Source organism: Pseudomonas sp. AB39(2026), from assembly GCF_059831485.1.
This window is the reverse complement of record NZ_CP195212.1, coordinates 2,896,490-2,913,354: the sequence shown is the minus strand read 5'-3', so window position 1 is coordinate 2,913,354 and position 16,865 is coordinate 2,896,490. Positions and strand designations below refer to the sequence as shown.

Here is a 16,865-nt window from a genome sequence, read left to right as displayed (position 1 = left end):
GCGTGGCCCAGGCGCCTCAACCTCTCGGCGATGAACCCTAGGGCATAAACCTTACGACGGATTCCTGCGGGTCCCGGGATTTACCGGCCGCGTGCATGGTAGAGAGGTAGTCGGCCCATAGGCTGTCACGTCGAGTGGCCAGTTCGTAAAGGTAGTCCCAGGTGTACAGGCCACTGTCATGGCCATCGTCGAAGACCAGTTTAAGTGCATACTGGCCCGCCGGTTCAACGCCTACCAGTGCCACGTTGAGTTTGCCGTACTGCAAAACAGGTTTGCCGTGCCCTTGTACTTCAGCTGAAGGGGAGTGCACGCGCAGAAACTCCGCCGGCAACGTGTAGGCTTCTTCCGGCCCATAGGTCAGGCTGAGTACTTTCGACGCTTTGTGAAGCTTGATGGCGGTGGGGCGCTTGGTCATGGCAACGGCCTGGGCAGGCGGATGAAAAAGGGCCCCGAAGGGCCCCATTGGAACTGTCGAGTTACAGAATATACCGTGACAGGTCTTCGTTTTCTGCCAGCTCACCCAAGTGGCTGTTCACATACTCGGCATCGATACGGATAGGCGAACCGTTCTGAGACCCGGCAAGGTCGCCTGCACTGAAGGACACTTCTTCAAGCAGCCGCTCCAGCAGCGTATGCAAGCGGCGGGCGCCAATGTTTTCCGTCTTTTCGTTCACCTGCCAGGCAATTTCGGCCAGGCGCTTGATGCCGTCACCCTGGAATTCGATGTCCAGGCCTTCGGTTTTCAGCAATTCCCGGTACTGTTCGGTCAAGGAAGCATGGGGTTCGCTGAGAATCCGCTCGAAGTCGCCAGGGGTCAGTGCTTTGAGTTCCACGCGAATGGGGAGCCGGCCTTGCAGCTCGGGAACCAGGTCACTGGGCTTGCTCAAGTGGAAGGCACCAGAGGCAATGAACAGAATATGGTCTGTTTTGACCATACCCAGCTTGGTGTTCACGGTGCAGCCTTCGATCAGCGGCAGCAGGTCCCGTTGAACGCCTTCGCGGGAGACGTCGGCGCCACCAACGTTGCCCCGCTTGGCGACCTTGTCGATTTCGTCGATAAACACAATGCCGTGCTGCTCAACGGCTTCCAACGCCTGGGCCTTGAGTTCTTCTTCATTCACCAGGCGCCCGGCTTCCTCGTCGCGTACCAGCTTGAGGGCTTCTTTGACCTTGAGCTTGCGGGCCTTGCGCTTGCCCTTGCCCATGTTGGCAAACAGGCTTTGCAACTGGTTGGTCATTTCTTCCATGCCAGGTGGGGCGGAAATGTCCACGCCCATCACTTCGGCTACTTCGATCTCGATTTCCTTGTCATCCAGCTGGCCTTCACGCAGGCGCTTGCGGAACAGCTGACGAGTGTTGGAGTCGCTGGGCGAAGGGTCTTCATTGAAGCCGACGCGAGCGGGTGGCAACAAGGCGTCCAGGATGCGCTCCTCGGCGGCATCCTCGGCGCGGTGCTGCACCTTGATCACTTCCTGCTCGCGCAGCAGCTTCATGGCGGCGTCGGCCAGATCGCGGATGATCGACTCTACATCGCGGCCCACATAGCCCACCTCAGTGAACTTGGTGGCTTCTACCTTGATAAAAGGCGCATTGGCCAGTTTGGCCAGGCGCCGGGCAATCTCGGTCTTGCCCACGCCGGTGGGGCCGATCATCAGGATGTTCTTGGGGGTAACTTCTGCACGCAGCTCGGCCGGCAACTGCATACGGCGCCAACGGTTACGCAGAGCAATGGCGACAGCGCGCTTGGCGTCGTCCTGGCCAATGATATGGCGGTTGAGTTCGTGGACAATCTCGCGGGGGGTCATGGACATGGCGTTAAAGGCCTCGGGCATGTCACTGCGCGAGGTCCTGCTCCTCAATGGTCAGGTGATGATTGGTGAACACGCAAATATCGGCAGCAATGTTCAGCGCAGACTCGGCAATTTCCCGGGCGGAAAGATCCGTCTTGTTCAATAGCGCACGTGCGGCTGCCTGAGCGAAGGCGCCACCAGAGCCCATGGCGATAAGGCCATCTTCAGGCTCTACCACGTCGCCATTGCCTGTGATGATCAAGGAGGCGTCTTTGTTGGCGACGGCGAGCATGGCTTCCAGGCGGCTGAGCGATCGGTCGGTACGCCAGTCTTTGGCCAGCTCCACAGCGGCACGTACCAAGTGCCCCTGATGTTTTTCCAATTGCGCTTCAAAGCGCTCGAAAAGAGTGAAAGCATCGGCGGTTGCGCCGGCAAAGCCAGCGATGACCTGGCCGTGGTACAGGCGGCGAACCTTCCGGGCGTTGCCTTTCATCACGGTATTGCCGAGGGAAACCTGGCCATCCCCGCCCATGACGACTTTGCCATGGCGGCGGACTGAAACGATGGTGGTCAAGGGAACGTCCTCACGCTGCGGGGCGAAACTGCCCAATGCAGACAGAGGTGGGGACGAGAGGAGGGAATTTCAACCAAAGGCCATGCCACAGTTCGCGGGCTGCGCCCACTCCTACACAGCATGCCTGGTGTAGGAGCGGGTGTAACCCGCGAATCCATGGTTACTGGCGGCTTTGCCGCTGTTGTAGCAACAGGTTGTTGAAACCGCTGCCAGCGAGCATCTTCTGCGCCGAGGTAAGCTGTTCCCGGTTGCTGAAGGGGCCCACCAGTACGCGATACCAGGTTTCCTCTTTAACAGTGCCCGATTCCACCTGCACGGCCTGGCCCAGCAGAATGATCTGCGCGCGGACCTTGTCGGCGTCCGTTTGCTTGCGGAAAGAACCCGCCTGCAGATAGTACTGGGTGGTAGCGGCCGGTTTGATCACGGCTGGCGCCGGGGGCGGCACCTGGCCTGAAAGCGCAGCCTGGGCGCGGGCGGTATCGATTTTGGCCGCTTCAGCCGGAGTGACGGGCGGTTGTGCCGGTACTGGCGGTGTTTTTTCCGGTACGGCCTCCGGCGGCACAATGACTTCCGATTCCGGCAGTAGCGTGTAGAAGTCGTATTTGGGCTTGATCTTCTCCGGGCTGGGCGGCGTTTTTTCTTCAGCGGCCTTTGTCGCAACCTTCTGATCTTCGGGCTTGATCCGCTTCACGTCCGTTCGGCCGGGTTCAAGCTTCATCAGAAAGACGATGAATGCGCCGACCGACAGGCCAATGGCTAGCCATAGCCAGCCAGGCACAGGCTTTTTGGCCGGTGCCTGGTTACGGCTGGCACCACGCTTGGGTGCAGGTTTTTTTGCCGCCAACTTACATGCGCTCCAGTGTTTCCAGGCCCAGCAATTCCAGGCCTTGTTTCAAGGTAAGGCCGGCCAGTGCCGCCAGGCGCAGCCGGCTTTGTTGCTGCGCGGGGCTGTCGGCCGCCAGAATAGGGCAGTTCTCGTAGAAGCTGGAGAACAGGCCGGCCACGTCATACAAGTAGCTGCACAGCACGTGCGGGGTCCCTTTGTCGGCAACGTTGCTGAGCGTTTCCCCGAACTGGGCCAGCCTGGCGGCCAGCTCCTGCTCCTGTGGTGCTTCGAGCACTATTTTACCGTCTGCTTCGTCAAAACCCTTGCCCAGTTTGCGGAACACACCGGCCACGCGGGTATAGGCATACAGCAGATAAGGGGCGGTATTGCCTTCGAAGTTGAGCATCTGATCGAAGTTGAAGCTGTAATCGCTGGTGCGGTGCTTGGACAGGTCTGCATATTTCACTGCGCCAATGCCTACCACCCGAGCAATGTCACGCAGACGGCTTTCTTCCAGGCCCGGGTTCTTTTCCTTCACCAAGGCATAGGCGCGCTGTTCGGCTTCGTCCAGCAGGTCGATCAGCTTCACGGTGCCGCCATCGCGGGTCTTGAAGGGGCGGCCATCGGCGCCGTTCATGGTACCGAAGCCCATGTGTTCGGTTTTCATGCCGTTGGTAATAAAGCCTGCCCGGCGCGCCACTTCGAACACCTGCTGGAAGTGCAGTGCCTGGCGCTGGTCCACGAAGTACAAGGCGCGGTCTGCCTTGAGCACACTGCTGCGGTAGCGAACGGCTGCCAGGTCGGTGGTGGCATACAGGTAGCCACCGCCGGCCTTCTGAACGATCACGGGCAACGGGTTGCCTTCGGCGTTCTTGAATTCGTCCAGGAACACGCACTGCGCGCCCTCGCTTTCCACCAGCAGGCCCTTTGTTCGCAGGTCCGCTACCACACTGGGCAGGTCGTCGTTGTAGGCGCTTTCACCCATCACATCGTTGGGCGTGAGGTGAACGTTCAGGCGCTGGTAGGTTTTCTGGCAGTGAGACAGAGAAATTTCATTGAAACGCTTCCAAAGGCGCAGGCAGTCCGGGTCTCCAGCCTGCAGTTTCACAACAAGGCTACGTGCGCGTTCGGCAAATGCCTCGGACTCGTCGAAACGCTTTTTAGCGGCCCGGTAGAAGTTTTCCAGGTCCGACAGCTGATCGCTGTCGGCCGGGCTTTCCTCCAGGTAGGCCAGCAGCATGCCGAACTGCGTACCCCAGTCGCCTACGTGGTTCTGGCGGATAACGGTGTCGCCCAGGAACTCCAGCACATTGGCCACCGCGTCGCCAATGATGGTGGAGCGCAGATGGCCCACATGCATTTCCTTGGCCAGGTTGGGGGCCGAGAGGTCGACAACCACGCGCTGAGGGGCACTGGCTTTACGTACGCCCAGCCGGCGGTCGGCCAGGGCAGCATCCAGGCGAGTGGCCAGCGCTTCGGTGTTCTGGAAGAAATTGATAAAACCTGGGCCGGCAATCTCGGCCTTGCTCAGTTGCGGGTCGGCGGGCAGGGCAGCGATAAGCTTCTCGGCCAGGTCCCGGGGCTTCATGCCAGCGGGCTTGGCCAGCATCATGGCAATGTTGCTGGCGAAGTCCCCGTGGGTCTTGTCGCGTGTGTTTTCGACCTGGATCGCGGGGGCAAGCCCGGCAGGCAGCACACCGTCCTCAACCAGGCGGGCAAGGGCGTGTTGGATCAGCAGGCGAAGGGTGTCTTTCATTGTCGTCTCGTGTGCTGCTAGGTGCGCGGGTGGAAAAACGGGGCATTATCCGTTCATGGGGCGGGCTTGCCAACCTTCGTAGCCATTCAATAGAGGTCGATGGGGTCTATGTCCAACGACCAGCGTACTTGGCGGCCGCCTGGCAGTTGCTCCAGTTGCAGCACCCAGGCGCTAAGCAAGCGATGCAAAGGGGCTCGGGTGGTTGCTTGCAGTAACAGCTGGGAACGGTAACGGCCTGCACGGCGCTCCATAGGGGCAGGCACCGGCCCGAGCAACTCTACGCTGGGCACGCCAAGGGTATCGCGCACCCGCTCGGCCTCCACGCAGGCCTGCTCTAGAAAAGCTTCTGCCTGGCCGGGTTTGTGGGCTTCGGCCCGCAGCAGGGCCAGGTGGCAGAAGGGTGGCAGGCCTGCGGCCCGACGCTCGCTCAACGCTTGCGCCGCGAAGGCGCCGTAGCCTTCTTCAGTCAACTGGACCAGGAGGGGGTGGTCAGCCATGTGGCTCTGGATGATGGTGCGCCCAGGTTGCTCCGCGCGGCCGGCACGCCCGGCTACCTGTACGATCAGCTGCGCCATGCGCTCGGCAGCGCGAAAATCTGCCGAGAACAGGCCGCCGTCTGCGTCCAGAATCGCCACCAGGGTCACGCGAGGGAAGTGATGCCCTTTGGCAAGCATCTGGGTGCCCACAAGAATGCAGGGCTCACCCCGTTGCACCCGTGCGTAGAGCTGGGCCATAGCGTCCTTGCGTGAGGTGCTGTCGCGGTCTACCCGCAATACGGGCACCTGGGGAAATAGGGTGCTGAGCCGGTCCTCTGCGCGCTCGGTGCCTGCCCCTACGGGCCGCAGGTCCACCGACTGGCAGGCCGGGCACTGGCGGGGCCGGGGCGCGGAATGGCCGCAATGGTGGCAGCGTAGCTCTCCCGAGCGCAGGTGAACCGTCATCCGGGCATCGCACAAGGGGCATTCGGACAACCAGCCACAGTCGTGGCACAGCAACGTAGGTGCGAAGCCGCGGCGGTTGAGAAAGACCAGCACCTGCTGCCCTTGGGCCAGCACCTGGCCAATAGCTTGCTGCAAGGGCGGGCTCATGCCGCTGTCCAGGGGCCTGCTCTTCACATCCAGGCGCAGGTAGCGTGGCGGCAGCGCGCCGCCGGCACGGTGGTCCATGGGAAGCAACCCGTACCGGCCGCTGTGAGCATTCTGCAGGCTTTCCAGGGAGGGCGTGGCCGAGCCTAGCAGCACTGGAACGTTGTCCAGGCGACCTCGAACGATCGCCAGGTCACGGGCATGGTAGCGAAGGCCTTCCTGCTGTTTATAGGAGCTGTCGTGCTCCTCGTCGACAATGATGATGCCGGGGTTGAGCAAGGGGGTGAATAACGCTGAGCGGGTGCCGATGACAATGTCCACGTCACCGTCACGTGCGGCTACCCACACGTCCAGGCGTTCACGGTCGTTCACGGCCGAATGCATAAGGGCGATGCGGGCATTGAACCGTTGCTCGAACCGTTGCAGCGTCTGTGGCCCCAGGTTGATCTCTGGAATAAGCACCAAGGCCTGTTTGCCCGCCTCCAGTACGGCGTGGATCAGTTGCAGGTAGACCTCGGTCTTGCCGCTCCCGGTCACGCCGGCCAGCAGAAAGGCGTGGAAATGCCCGAAGCCTGCCTTCACCGCTTCAAATGCGCCTCGCTGCTCGGTATTCAGTGGCAGTTCCGGTTGTGCCAGCCAGTGTGCCTGGCGGCGCGCTGGCGCATGGCTGCGTATTTCTACCTGGGCCAGCCCCTTGGCTAGCAAGGCATCCAGGGCCTCCCTGGCCAGGCCGAGGCGAGGTAGCAGCGAGTGGGCGACACCATGAGGGTGTTGCGCCAGCGCTGCAAAGGCCTCGCGCTGGCGAGGCGCACGTGCCATACGCGCATCATCTGCGCGCACTTGGGGGGCCACCGCCCAGAACCGCTCCTGCCGAGCTTCGGCAGGCTCGCCCTGGCGCAGGAGGCTTGGCAGCGCCCAGGCCAGCGTGTCGCCAAGGCTGTGCTGATAGTATTGGGCCGTCCACACGCACAGGTTGAACATGCTGGCAGGAATGGGCGATGTTTCGTCCAACAGCGCCTTGGCGGTTTTGAGCTTGTCGCGAGGTACGTCGGTATGCTCATCCACTTCCACCAGCACGCCAATCATCTCGCGCTTGCCGAATGGCACGCGCCACCGCATCCCCGGTTGCAGGTTCTCGGCACGCACAGTGGCCGGCGCGCGGTAATCGAACAGGCGGCGCAAGGGCGAAGGCAGGGCAAGGCGAAGGATGACGTCGGGCACGGTGTGTTCCATCTGGCAGGCCAGGAAAGCCTAACACTTGAGTTAGACCACCGGTATACCGCTGCGCTTGCGCGATTGCACGACTCTGTTAATATGCCGCCCCCAGTATGTGCGGTATCCGGCAATGGTGTCGGGTGGCGGCACGACAATCGAGGAATTACCCATGAAGCCTGAAATTCATCCGAAATACGAAGCCATCGACGCTACCTGCAGCTGCGGTAACGTGATCCACACCCGCTCCACCTTGGGCAAGCCCCTGAGCCTGGACGTGTGCAACGAGTGCCACCCGTTCTACACCGGCAAGCAGAAAATGCTGGACACCGGCGGCCGTGTTGATCGCTTCAAGCAGCGCTTCGGCGTGTTCGGCGCTGCGAAAACCAACTAAGGGTTTTCGTGCTGGAGTGCCCCAACGGCGCTTCCAGGCTGATCAGAAAGGCGTCCCTTGTGGGCGCCTTTTTTGTGCTTGCGATTTGCCCCAAGTGATGAGAATGGCTGGCTGTACAGAGGGCTACCGGTCTTTTGCCAAGCTCAGGCTGTATAGAGTCAGGTTTCTGCCACCTGAGCCGAAAGTCGTAGGCGCAGAGCCTTGACAGCGGTGACCGGGTAGTCTTGTCGCGACTTTCCTTTGTGCGTATCCTCGGCGATCCGAAAAGCCCAACAGTCAAGCGGAACGCCATTATGTCAGACCTGAAAACTGCCGCTCTCGAATACCATGCAAGCCCTCGCCCCGGTAAATTGAGCGTCGAGCTCACCAAGCCTACCGCCACTGCTCGTGACCTGTCGCTGGCCTACAGCCCAGGTGTTGCCGAGCCTGTACGCGAAATTGGCCGTGACCCGGAACTCGCTTACAAATACACCGGCAAGGGCAACCTGGTAGCAGTGATCTCTGACGGCACCGCTATTCTCGGCCTGGGCAACCTCGGCCCGCTGGCGTCCAAGCCGGTGATGGAAGGCAAGGGTGTTCTGTTCAAGCGCTTCGCAGGTGTGGACGTGTTCGACATCGAAGTCGATGCTGAAAGCCCCCAGGCGTTCATTGACACGGTCAAGCGTATCTCCATTACCTTCGGCGGTATCAACCTTGAAGACATCAAGGCGCCGGAATGCTTCGAGATCGAGCGCGCGCTGATTGAACAGTGTGATATCCCGGTCTTCCACGATGACCAGCATGGCACCGCGATCGTGACGGCAGCCGGTATGCTCAATGCGCTGGAAATCGCTGGCAAAACGCTCGAAGACGCCAAAATCGTCTGTCTGGGCGCTGGGGCAGCGGCTATCTCCTGCATGAAGCTGCTGATCAGCATGGGCGGCAAGGTCGAGAACATCTTCATGATCGACCGTGTAGGCGTGATTCACTCCGGCCGTGATGACCTGAACCAGTACAAGGCGGTGTTCGCGCACGAAACCGACAAGCGCAGCCTGGCTGACGCCCTGGACGGTGCCGATGTGTTCGTGGGCCTGTCCGGCCCTAACCTGCTCAGTGCCGAAGGCCTCAAGAGCATGGCGGCTAACCCCATCGTGTTCGCCTGCTCCAACCCAGACCCAGAGATCGCCCCGGAACTGGCACACGCCACTCGCGATGACGTGATCATGGCCACCGGCCGTTCGGATTACCCGAACCAAGTCAACAACGTGCTTGGCTTCCCCTTCATTTTCCGTGGTGCCTTGGACGTACGCGCCACGCGCATCAACGAAGAAATGAAGATCGCCGCCGCCTACGCCCTGCGTGACCTGGCCAAGCTGCCGGTGCCCCAGGACGTATGTGATGCCTACGGTGTGGCAAGCCTGAGCTTTGGCCGCGAGTACATCATTCCAAAGCCTCTGGACGTGCGCCTGATCGAGGTGGTGTCCGATGCTGTCGCCAAGGCGGCCATCGAGACGGGCGTGGCTACCCTGCCATACCCAGCCAACTACCCGCTCAAGAGCGTGGATGACGTGTTCAAAGGCTGATACCTGCCTGCAATAGAAAACCGGCCTTGATGGCCGGTTTTTTTATTGCAGAAATATTGCTGGGTATATCTCGTTCGCCCGCTGTGCGGGCTCCCACAGTGTCATGTCAACCCGCCCAGGGGCACCTGCCCTCAGTTAGAACAGGTCCATAGGCGCGGCTTCGTCGGCTGGCAACGGGCTGCCGGGTGCCGAGCCATTGCCCAGTTCGTTGACAGAAGGCGGCGTATCTTCGCTCTTGAAGAGCTCGAAATAGGCATTGGGCGTGGACGGGGTAGCGGCACGGCCGCTGACCGGGTCTACCCTGAGGCTTACGATGCCCTCAGGCTCTGCCTGGGTATGCGGCGGCTTGTCCTTGAGCGCTGCGCCCATATAGCTCATCCAGATAGGCAGCGAGACCGTACCACCGAACTCTTTATGGCCGAGGGTTTCCGGCTGGTCGAAGCCTGTCCACACCGTGGTCATGTAATCGGCGTTGTAGCCGGAGAACCAGGCGTCCTTCGAGTCGTTGGTGGTACCGGTCTTGCCAGCGATGTCTGGGCGGTTCAGCGCCAATGCACGGCGCCCTGTCCCCTTCTTGATCACGTCCTGCAGCATGCTGGTAAGGATATACGTTGTACGCCCATCCACCACGCGCGGTGCGAAGGTGGGTGTAGAGGGTGTGGGCATGCTATTGCCCGGCTGCACGTCGTTACCTGTGGCTACTGTCACCGGCTGGGCGGCAGGTTCACTGGCTTCCTGAGCCTGAGTGGGTACTACAGGCGGCGTAGCTGTAAACAAGGTATCGCCACTGCGGCTTTCGATTTTCTGGATCAGGTACGGGGTGACCTTGAAGCCACCATTGGCGAAAGTACTCCAGCCCGTTGCGATTTCCATCGGCGTGAGGGTAGCCGTGCCTAGCGCCAGCGACAGGTTACGCGGCAGGTCCTGGCGATTGAAGCCAAAGCGCGTGATGTAGTCGATAGTGCGATCCACACCTAGGCTTTGCAGCACACGAATGGATACCAGGTTGCGCGACTTGTACAACGCTTCGCGCAGCCGAATCGGGCCCAGGAACGTGTTGGTGTCATTCTTTGGCCGCCATACCTTGTCCAGGAATTCGTCCACGAACACGATAGGCGCATCGTTCACCAGGCTGGCAGGGGTATAACCGTTATCCAGCGCTGCGCTATAAATAAACGGCTTGAAGCTGGAGCCGGGCTGGCGCTTGGCCTGCATGGCACGGTTGTAGTTGCTCTGCTCGAAGGCGAAACCGCCGACCAGCGCCTTGATGCCACCGTCGTGGGGGTCCAGCGACACGAGCGCGCTCTGAACGGTCGGCACCTGACTGAATTTGAGGCTGCCATCGGCCAGGCGCTGTACCCGAACCAAGTCGCCAATCTGGGCAACGTCTGCCGGCTGCCCAGGTGCACGGCCCTGGCTATTGGTATTAAGGAAGGGGCGTGCCCATTTCATCGTTTCCCACGGCACGTGTTCGTCTTTGCCGTCCCTGTTCAGCACGGTCAGGCCGGCCTTGTCTACGCGGGTGACAATGACCGGTTCCAGCGTGTTAAGCGTGCGTTGGCGAGCCAGCTCGGTCAGCCAGGCCTCGCGTGTCTTGCCTGGCAGGCGCGATTCCGGCCCACGGTAGCCGTGGCGTTCGTCATAAGTGACCAAGCCATCAAGCACAGCCTTGTTGGCATCTTCCTGCAACGTGCTAGGCACCGTAGTCGTCACGCGGAAGCCTTCAGTGTAGGCGTCGCTGCCATAGCGGCCGACCATTTCGGCACGGGCCATCTCGGCAATGTAAGGCGCATTCACTTCTGGAGTTGGGACGTGATAGCTGGCATTGATCGGCTCGGCCAGCGCAGCTTGGTAACTGCCCTCGTCAATTTTACCCAGCTTGTACATGCGCCCCAGAATCCAGTCGCGGCGTTCCTTGGCGCGAACCGGGTTGGCTAGGGGGTTGAAGCGCGAGGGTGCCTTAGGCAGGCCTGCGATCATGGCCATCTGTGCCAGGCTGCAATCGCGGATGGACTTGCCGTAATACACCTGTGCTGCCGCTTCGATGCCGTAGGCCCGGTTGCCCAAGTAGATCTTGTTGACATACAGCTCAAGGATTTCATCCTTGCTCAACTGCCGCTCGATCTGCAGAGCCAGCAGGATTTCATTGGTTTTGCGCGAGAAGCTGCGTTCGCTGCTCAGGAAATAGTTTTTAGCGACCTGCATGGTGATCGTACTGCCGCCGGTCTGGATGTGACCGCTGCGTACCAGCTGACCAGCAGCCCTGACCAGGCTCGATGGGTCCACGCCGTAGTGGTTCTCGAAGTTGTCATCTTCGGCCGATAGCAGGGCCTGAATGAAGTGAGGCGGGATATCGGAAAACTTGATGGGCGACCGACGCATCTCACCAAATTCTGCTATCAATTTGCCGTCGCTGCTGTAGACCCGTAAAGGAATTTGCAGCTGAACGCTCTTGAGGACCTCCACGGAAGGCAGGCCGGGGCTAAGATACAGATACGCGCCGCTCAGAACGAGCAGAAGCCCGCATACGACCGCGAGGGTGGACCAGCAGAAAAACTTGAGCAGGCGGATCAAGGCTTTCGGATTTCCAGTAAGAATAAGGGCTTGGCGCTTTAAGTGAGCCAAGGCAGAAAATGCGCCCGGCATTATAAGCATTTTGTAGTGGAGCGTCATTTGCGCTTCTGTCAAGACTGCTATTAAATGCCGTTATCATCAACGGTCCGTAAGCCTCGGATAGTGCTAGGGAATTGGGCAGTGCTAGGACTTTTCAGCAAGAAAGCGAACTCGCTTCTGGGGATCGACATCAGTTCCACCTCGGTCAAGCTGCTGGAGCTGAGCAGGGTAGGTGACCGGTTGAAGGTGGAGTCATATGCCGTTGAGCCCCTGCCTGCCAACGCCGTTGTAGAAAAGAACATCGCCGAACTCGAAGGTGTGGGCAATGCCCTGATGCGTGTACTGGTAAAGGCCCGTACAGCCACGCGTGGTGTGGCCCTGGCAGTTTCCGGCTCGGCTGTCATTACCAAGTCCATCGAAATGGATGCGGGCATGACCGACGACGAAATGGAGAACCAGCTCAAGCTTGAGGCAGACCAGTACATCCCCTATCCCCTTGAAGAAGTCGCCATCGATTTCGAAGTCCAAGGCCCTTCTGCGCGCAACCCTGAGCGAGTCGAGGTGCTGCTGGCAGCCTGCCGCAAGGAGAACGTGGAAGTTCGCGAAGCTGCCCTGGCTGTGGCGGGCCTCAATGCCCGGGTACTGGATGTGGAAGCCTACGCCTTGGAGCGGGCGTTCGGGTTGCTGTCGCCGCAGCTAGGCAATGGCGATCAGCCGCTGACCGTTGCGATCGTGGACGTAGGTGCCACCATGACTACCCTTAGCGTGATTCATAACGGCCGCATCATCTATACCCGCGAGCAGTTGTTCGGAGGGCGCCAGCTGACCGAGGAAATCCAGCGCCGTTATGGCCTGAGCATGGAAGAAGCGGGGTTGGCCAAGAAGCAGGGCGGCTTGCCGGACGATTACGTGGCCGAGGTGCTGCAGCCCTTCCGCGAAGCGGTGGTGCAGCAAGTGTCTCGCTCCTTGCAGTTCTTCTTCGCGGCAGGGCAGTTCAACCAGGTGGACTACATCATGCTCGCCGGGGGCACCGCCTCGCTGGCAGGCCTGGATCAACTGATCCAGCAGCGCATAGGCACGCCTACATTGGTGGCCAACCCCTTTGCGGACATGGCACTCAACAGCAAGGTCAATGCCGGTGCGTTGGCCAGCGACGCGCCTGCGTTGATGATCGCCTGCGGGTTGGCGCTGAGGAGCTTTGACTGATGGCACGCATCAACCTGTTGCCTTGGCGTGATCAGCAGCGCGAAGAGCGCAAGAAACAATTCCTGATACTGCTGGCGGCGGTTGTGCTGCTGTGTGGTGGGATAGTCTTTCTGACGGACCAGTACATCAAGGGGCAGATTGACCGCCAGACTGCGCGCAACAACTACCTGCAGAGCGAAAACGCCAAGCTCGACCAGCGCATCAAGGAAATCAGCGAACTCAAAACCCGGCGCAAGCAATTGCTCGCCCGCATGCGCATCATCCAGGACCTGCAGGGCAATCGCCCCATCATTGGCCGCGTATTCGACCAACTGGTGCGCACATTGCCCGACGGCGTGTATTTCACCGACGTGAAAATGAACGGCAAGCAGATCGACATTGCCGGGGCTGCTGAATCCAACAATCGGGTATCGGACCTGATGCGCAACCTGGACGCCTCGCCTTGGTTGGAGGCCCCCAGCCTTACCGAGGTCAAGGCCAAGACCGATGCTGAGACCGACCAGACCAACCTGTTCCAGCTGTCCGTTCGGCAGACCGCGCCAACGGTGGAGGAGGACGATAAATGAACCTCTCTGGATGGCTGGACAGCCTGCGCAAGGTCGAGCTGAGCGAGCTGGACATCAACAACGTAGGGTCCTGGCCGGCGCCGGTAAAAGGCATCGCGGCGGTATTGCTCGGGTTGCTGTTGCTGGGGCTGGGCTATTATTTTCATATCGAGGACCTGGAAACGGAGCTGGACAGCCAGGTGCTGCAGGAACAGGCCCTGCGGTCGCAGTATTCGACCAAGGCCTTCCAGGCGGCCAACCTGGATGCCTATAAAGTGCAGATGCAGGAAATGGAAACGTCGTTCGGTGCCATGCTGAGGCAGTTGCCCAGTGACACCGAGGTTCCGGGCCTGCTGGAAGACATCACGCGTACGGGCCTGGGTGCAGGCCTGGAGTTCGAGGAAATCAAGCTGCTGCCTGAAACAGCGCAGCAGTTCTATATTGAGCTGCCGATACAGATCACGGTGACAGGCAGCTACCATGACCTGGCGACCTTCGTAAGTGGCGTGGCCAGCCTGCCGCGAATCGTGACGCTGCACGACTTTGATGTAAAACCGGCCGAGGAAGGGAGTACCTCGCAATTGCGCATGCAGATCCTTGCCAAGACCTATCGCTATAACGACAAAGGGCTGCCTCAATGAGGGCCTGGTTCACTGCAGGGCTGACAGTGGCACTGCTGGCGCTTTCAGGGTGCGACGGCGCTAACGATCACACTGATATCGACGCGTTCATCAAGGAGGTCAACGAAAAGCCCAAAGGCACTATCGAACCCATCCCCAGGTTCCAGACATACCAGGCCTTCACGTACCAGGCCTCGAACATGCGTAGCCCGTTCCAGCCTCCGGTCAGGGTGGAGCAGGCCGAGAAACAGAAAGGCTCGCGCAACGTACACCCGGATCCGAACCGCGTGAAGCAGTTCCTCGAAGGCTTCAATATCGAGGATTTCGAAATGGTGGGGATTCTGGCCAACGCTTCAGGCAAATTCGCCCTGATGAAAGGCGGTGGGGGGGTCCACAGGGTCAAGGTGGGTGACTACCTTGGCCAGAACGACGGCAAGATAACTGCCATCAGCGACACAGAAGTCGATGTCATGGAGCTGGTTCCAGACGGCGAAGGGGGGTGGCTTGAACGGCCACGTGCCATTCTGCTCAAGGAACCTTCCTGACAGGTCGGTCAAGCAAGCTCAGTGGAACCAAACAATGAACAGGATTTTCTCCGCCTTTGGCCTCGCGCTGGTCGCGTTGCTGGCATCTCCGGCCCTGCTGGCGGCCACCCTCAAGACGCTCGACGTGGCCGCCTTGCCGGGGGACCGCGTGGAACTGAAGCTGTCCTTCGACAGCCCGGTGACCTTGCCGCGCGGCTATACCACCGAGGACCCTGCCCGTATCGCGCTGGATTTCCCCGGTGTTGTAACGGCTGTTGCCAACCGAAGCCGTGACCTAGGGGTAGGGAATGCGCGAACCCTGTCACTGATCGAGGCCAAGGACCGTACCCGGCTGATCGTCAACCTGGCGACGCTGGTGCCTTACAGCACGCGTGCCGAAGGCAACAACGTATTCGTATTGATTGGCCAGGGCGCCAATGCCGTACAGGCTTCCCGGCCCGCAGCACCTGTAGCGGCCACTGCTGCTCGCCCGGCTGCTACCCCTGCAAGTACCTCCCGGTCATCTACGCCTGCGCCCGTTGGCAAGGCCATTCGCAGCGTGGATTTCCAACGGGGGTCATTGGGCGAGGGCAATGTGGTCATTGACCTGAGCGATCAAGGCATCAGCCCTGATATCAAGGAGCAAGGCGGGAAGATCATCGTTACCTTCGCCAATACTGCCTTGCCCGACCCGCTGCGCCTTCGCCTGGACGTGAAGGATTTCGCTACCCCGGTGCAATACGTGAGTTCCACGGTAGCCGGCGGTAACGCCACGGTGACCATCGAGCCTTCCGGCGCCTTCGATTACTCCGCCTACCAGGCCGAGAACAAGCTTACGCTCAGTGTTCGCCCGTTGACCAACGAAGACCTGCAACGGCGCAATGCCGACCGGAACGTTTACACCGGCGAAAAGCTTTCGCTCAATTTCCAGGACATCGACGTGCGCTCGGTGCTGCAGCTTATTGCTGACTTCACCAACCTCAACCTGGTGGCCAGCGATACCGTTCAGGGCGGCATTACCCTGCGCCTGCAAAACGTGCCATGGGATCAGGCGCTGGACCTTGTGCTGAAAACCAAGGGCCTGGATAAACGAAAGATCGGCAATGTGTTGCTGGTAGCGCCCGCTGACGAAATCGCCGCCCGCGAGCGCCAGGAACTGGAGTCCCAGAAGCAGTTGCAGGAGCTGGCTCCCCTGCGGCGCGACCTTATCCAAGTGAACTATGCCAAGGCCGCTGACATTGCCAAGCTGTTCCAGTCCGTCACAGGCGCCAAGGACAATGCAGATGTACGCGGTTCCATCACGGTCGATGACCGTACCAACAGCATCATCGCCTACCAGACCCAGGACAGCCTCGATGAGCTGCGGCGCATTGTGGCGCAGCTGGACATTCCTGTTCGCCAGGTGATGATCGAGGCCCGCATCGTGGAGGCCAACGTAGGGTATGACAAGGCCTTGGGTGTGCGCTGGGGCGGTACATCCAGAGGCCACGGTAATACGACCATCTATGGCCTGGACAACAATGGCGATGAGGCCGGCAACACCGGTAGCGACGTTGGTACCAATGTGCCCTTCGTCGACATGGGGGTTACCGACGCCACCTCCGGCATTGGCCTGGGCTTTGTGACCAGCAACACGCTGATCGATCTGGAACTCAGCGCCATGGAAAGCACCGGCAACGGCGAGGTGGTATCACAACCCAAGGTGGTCACCTCAGACAAGGAAACGGCCAAGATCCTCAAGGGCCAGGAAATCCCTTATCAGGAATCCAGCTCCAGCGGGGCGACGACCGTTTCCTTCAAGGAAGCCGCCCTGTCGCTTGAGGTCACGCCCCAGATCACGCCTGATAACCGTATCATCATGGAAGTGAAGGTGACCAAGGATGCTCCGGACTACCTCCGGCAAGTGCTGGGTGTTCCACCGATCGACAAGAACGAAGTGAACGCCAAGGTGCTGGTCAATGACGGCGAAACCATCGTGATCGGCGGTGTGTTCTCCAACAACCAGACCAAAACCACGGATAAGGTGCCATTTCTCGGCGATGTACCGTATGTTGGCCGACTATTCCGCCGAGACGTGGTCTCGGAATCCAAATCCGAGCTGTTGGTGTTCCTGACTCCGCGTATCATGAATAACCAGGCGATTGCTGTGAGTCATTGA

Annotated in this window: 14 protein-coding genes; 7 read left to right on the top strand and 7 right to left on the bottom strand. The window is 60.2% G+C overall.

Going from position 1 to position 16,865, the window contains the following annotated elements; genetic code table 11:
* Positions 1–37: 37 nt before the first annotated feature.
* The 6 genes from ACSAMW_RS13415 to ACSAMW_RS13390 form a co-directional block, all read right to left on the bottom strand.
* A complete protein-coding gene (locus ACSAMW_RS13415) occupies positions 38–415 on the bottom strand; it encodes a gamma-butyrobetaine hydroxylase family protein (RefSeq protein ID WP_500590716.1) in 378 nt (125 codons plus the stop codon).
* A 61-nt stretch (positions 416–476) separates the two neighbouring features.
* Positions 477–1,811, bottom strand: a complete 1,335-nt coding sequence (gene hslU / locus ACSAMW_RS13410; RefSeq protein WP_168083509.1) for an ATP-dependent protease ATPase subunit HslU — start codon at positions 1,809–1,811, stop codon at positions 477–479.
* Positions 1,812–1,833: 22 nt separating this feature from the next.
* Positions 1,834–2,364, bottom strand: a complete 531-nt coding sequence (gene hslV / locus ACSAMW_RS13405) for an ATP-dependent protease subunit HslV (RefSeq protein WP_040260526.1) — start codon at positions 2,362–2,364, stop codon at positions 1,834–1,836.
* A gap of 160 nt (positions 2,365–2,524) precedes the next feature.
* On the bottom strand, positions 2,525–3,208 hold the full coding sequence (locus ACSAMW_RS13400) for an SPOR domain-containing protein (protein ID WP_500590715.1): 684 nt from the start codon (positions 3,206–3,208) through the stop codon (positions 2,525–2,527).
* 1 nt (position 3,209) lies between these two features.
* On the bottom strand, positions 3,210–4,946 hold the full coding sequence (gene argS / locus ACSAMW_RS13395) for an arginine--tRNA ligase (protein ID WP_168083023.1): 1,737 nt from the start codon (positions 4,944–4,946) through the stop codon (positions 3,210–3,212).
* Positions 4,947–5,032: 86 nt separating this feature from the next.
* On the bottom strand, positions 5,033–7,252 hold the full coding sequence (locus ACSAMW_RS13390) for a primosomal protein N' (protein ID WP_500590714.1): 2,220 nt from the start codon (positions 7,250–7,252) through the stop codon (positions 5,033–5,035).
* Between the two features lie 163 nt (positions 7,253–7,415).
* Between ACSAMW_RS13390 and rpmE the strand changes: the two genes are divergently transcribed.
* On the top strand, positions 7,416–7,637 hold the full coding sequence (gene rpmE, locus ACSAMW_RS13385) for a 50S ribosomal protein L31 (protein WP_500590713.1): 222 nt from the start codon (positions 7,416–7,418) through the stop codon (positions 7,635–7,637).
* A 293-nt stretch (positions 7,638–7,930) separates the two neighbouring features.
* Entirely contained in the window at positions 7,931–9,199 is a 1,269-nt protein-coding gene (locus ACSAMW_RS13380) for a malic enzyme-like NAD(P)-binding protein (RefSeq protein WP_500590712.1), read from the top strand.
* A 135-nt stretch (positions 9,200–9,334) separates the two neighbouring features.
* On the opposite strand, the gene ACSAMW_RS13375 is transcribed toward ACSAMW_RS13380, so the two are convergent.
* The gene (locus ACSAMW_RS13375; RefSeq protein ID WP_500594039.1) at positions 9,335–11,770 is read right to left on the bottom strand and encodes a penicillin-binding protein 1A; all 2,436 of its coding nucleotides are present in this window, start codon (positions 11,768–11,770) and stop codon (positions 9,335–9,337) included.
* Positions 11,771–11,953: 183 nt separating this feature from the next.
* Here ACSAMW_RS13375 and ACSAMW_RS13370 point away from each other — a divergent pair, with 183 nt between their 5' ends.
* From ACSAMW_RS13370 to ACSAMW_RS13350, 5 genes are read left to right on the top strand one after another with little or no spacing between them, the layout of a single operon-like run.
* On the top strand, positions 11,954–13,018 hold the full coding sequence (locus ACSAMW_RS13370; protein WP_500590711.1) for a pilus assembly protein PilM: 1,065 nt from the start codon (positions 11,954–11,956) through the stop codon (positions 13,016–13,018).
* Positions 13,018–13,584: a PilN domain-containing protein gene (locus ACSAMW_RS13365; protein WP_500590710.1), complete on the top strand. Its 567-nt coding sequence runs from the start codon at positions 13,018–13,020 to the stop codon at positions 13,582–13,584. Before ACSAMW_RS13370 ends, ACSAMW_RS13365 begins: the two co-directional genes overlap by 1 nt.
* The gene (gene pilO, locus ACSAMW_RS13360; protein WP_500590709.1) at positions 13,581–14,204 is read left to right on the top strand and encodes a type 4a pilus biogenesis protein PilO; all 624 of its coding nucleotides are present in this window, start codon (positions 13,581–13,583) and stop codon (positions 14,202–14,204) included. The genes ACSAMW_RS13365 and pilO overlap by 4 nt, the downstream gene beginning before the upstream one ends.
* Positions 14,201–14,728, top strand: coding sequence for a pilus assembly protein PilP (locus tag ACSAMW_RS13355; protein WP_168083007.1), 528 nt, complete (start codon positions 14,201–14,203; stop codon positions 14,726–14,728). Before pilO ends, ACSAMW_RS13355 begins: the two co-directional genes overlap by 4 nt.
* Before the next feature lie 34 nt (positions 14,729–14,762).
* Positions 14,763–16,865, top strand: coding sequence for a type IV pilus secretin PilQ (locus tag ACSAMW_RS13350; RefSeq protein ID WP_500590708.1), 2,103 nt, complete (start codon positions 14,763–14,765; stop codon positions 16,863–16,865).

Coding starts and splice junctions, on each gene's coding strand:
- argS (WP_168083023.1), bottom strand. CDS start 4,946: ATGAAAGACACCCTTCGCCTGCTGATCCAACACGCCCTTGCCCGCCTG.
- ACSAMW_RS13415 (WP_500590716.1), bottom strand. CDS start 415: ATGACCAAGCGCCCCACCGCCATCAAGCTTCACAAAGCGTCGAAAGTA.
- ACSAMW_RS13350 (WP_500590708.1), top strand. CDS start 14,763: ATGAACAGGATTTTCTCCGCCTTTGGCCTCGCGCTGGTCGCGTTGCTG.
- hslU (WP_168083509.1), bottom strand. CDS start 1,811: ATGTCCATGACCCCCCGCGAGATTGTCCACGAACTCAACCGCCATATC.
- ACSAMW_RS13355 (WP_168083007.1), top strand. CDS start 14,201: ATGAGGGCCTGGTTCACTGCAGGGCTGACAGTGGCACTGCTGGCGCTT.
- ACSAMW_RS13365 (WP_500590710.1), top strand. CDS start 13,018: ATGGCACGCATCAACCTGTTGCCTTGGCGTGATCAGCAGCGCGAAGAG.
- pilO (WP_500590709.1), top strand. CDS start 13,581: ATGAACCTCTCTGGATGGCTGGACAGCCTGCGCAAGGTCGAGCTGAGC.
- rpmE (WP_500590713.1), top strand. CDS start 7,416: ATGAAGCCTGAAATTCATCCGAAATACGAAGCCATCGACGCTACCTGC.
- ACSAMW_RS13380 (WP_500590712.1), top strand. CDS start 7,931: ATGTCAGACCTGAAAACTGCCGCTCTCGAATACCATGCAAGCCCTCGC.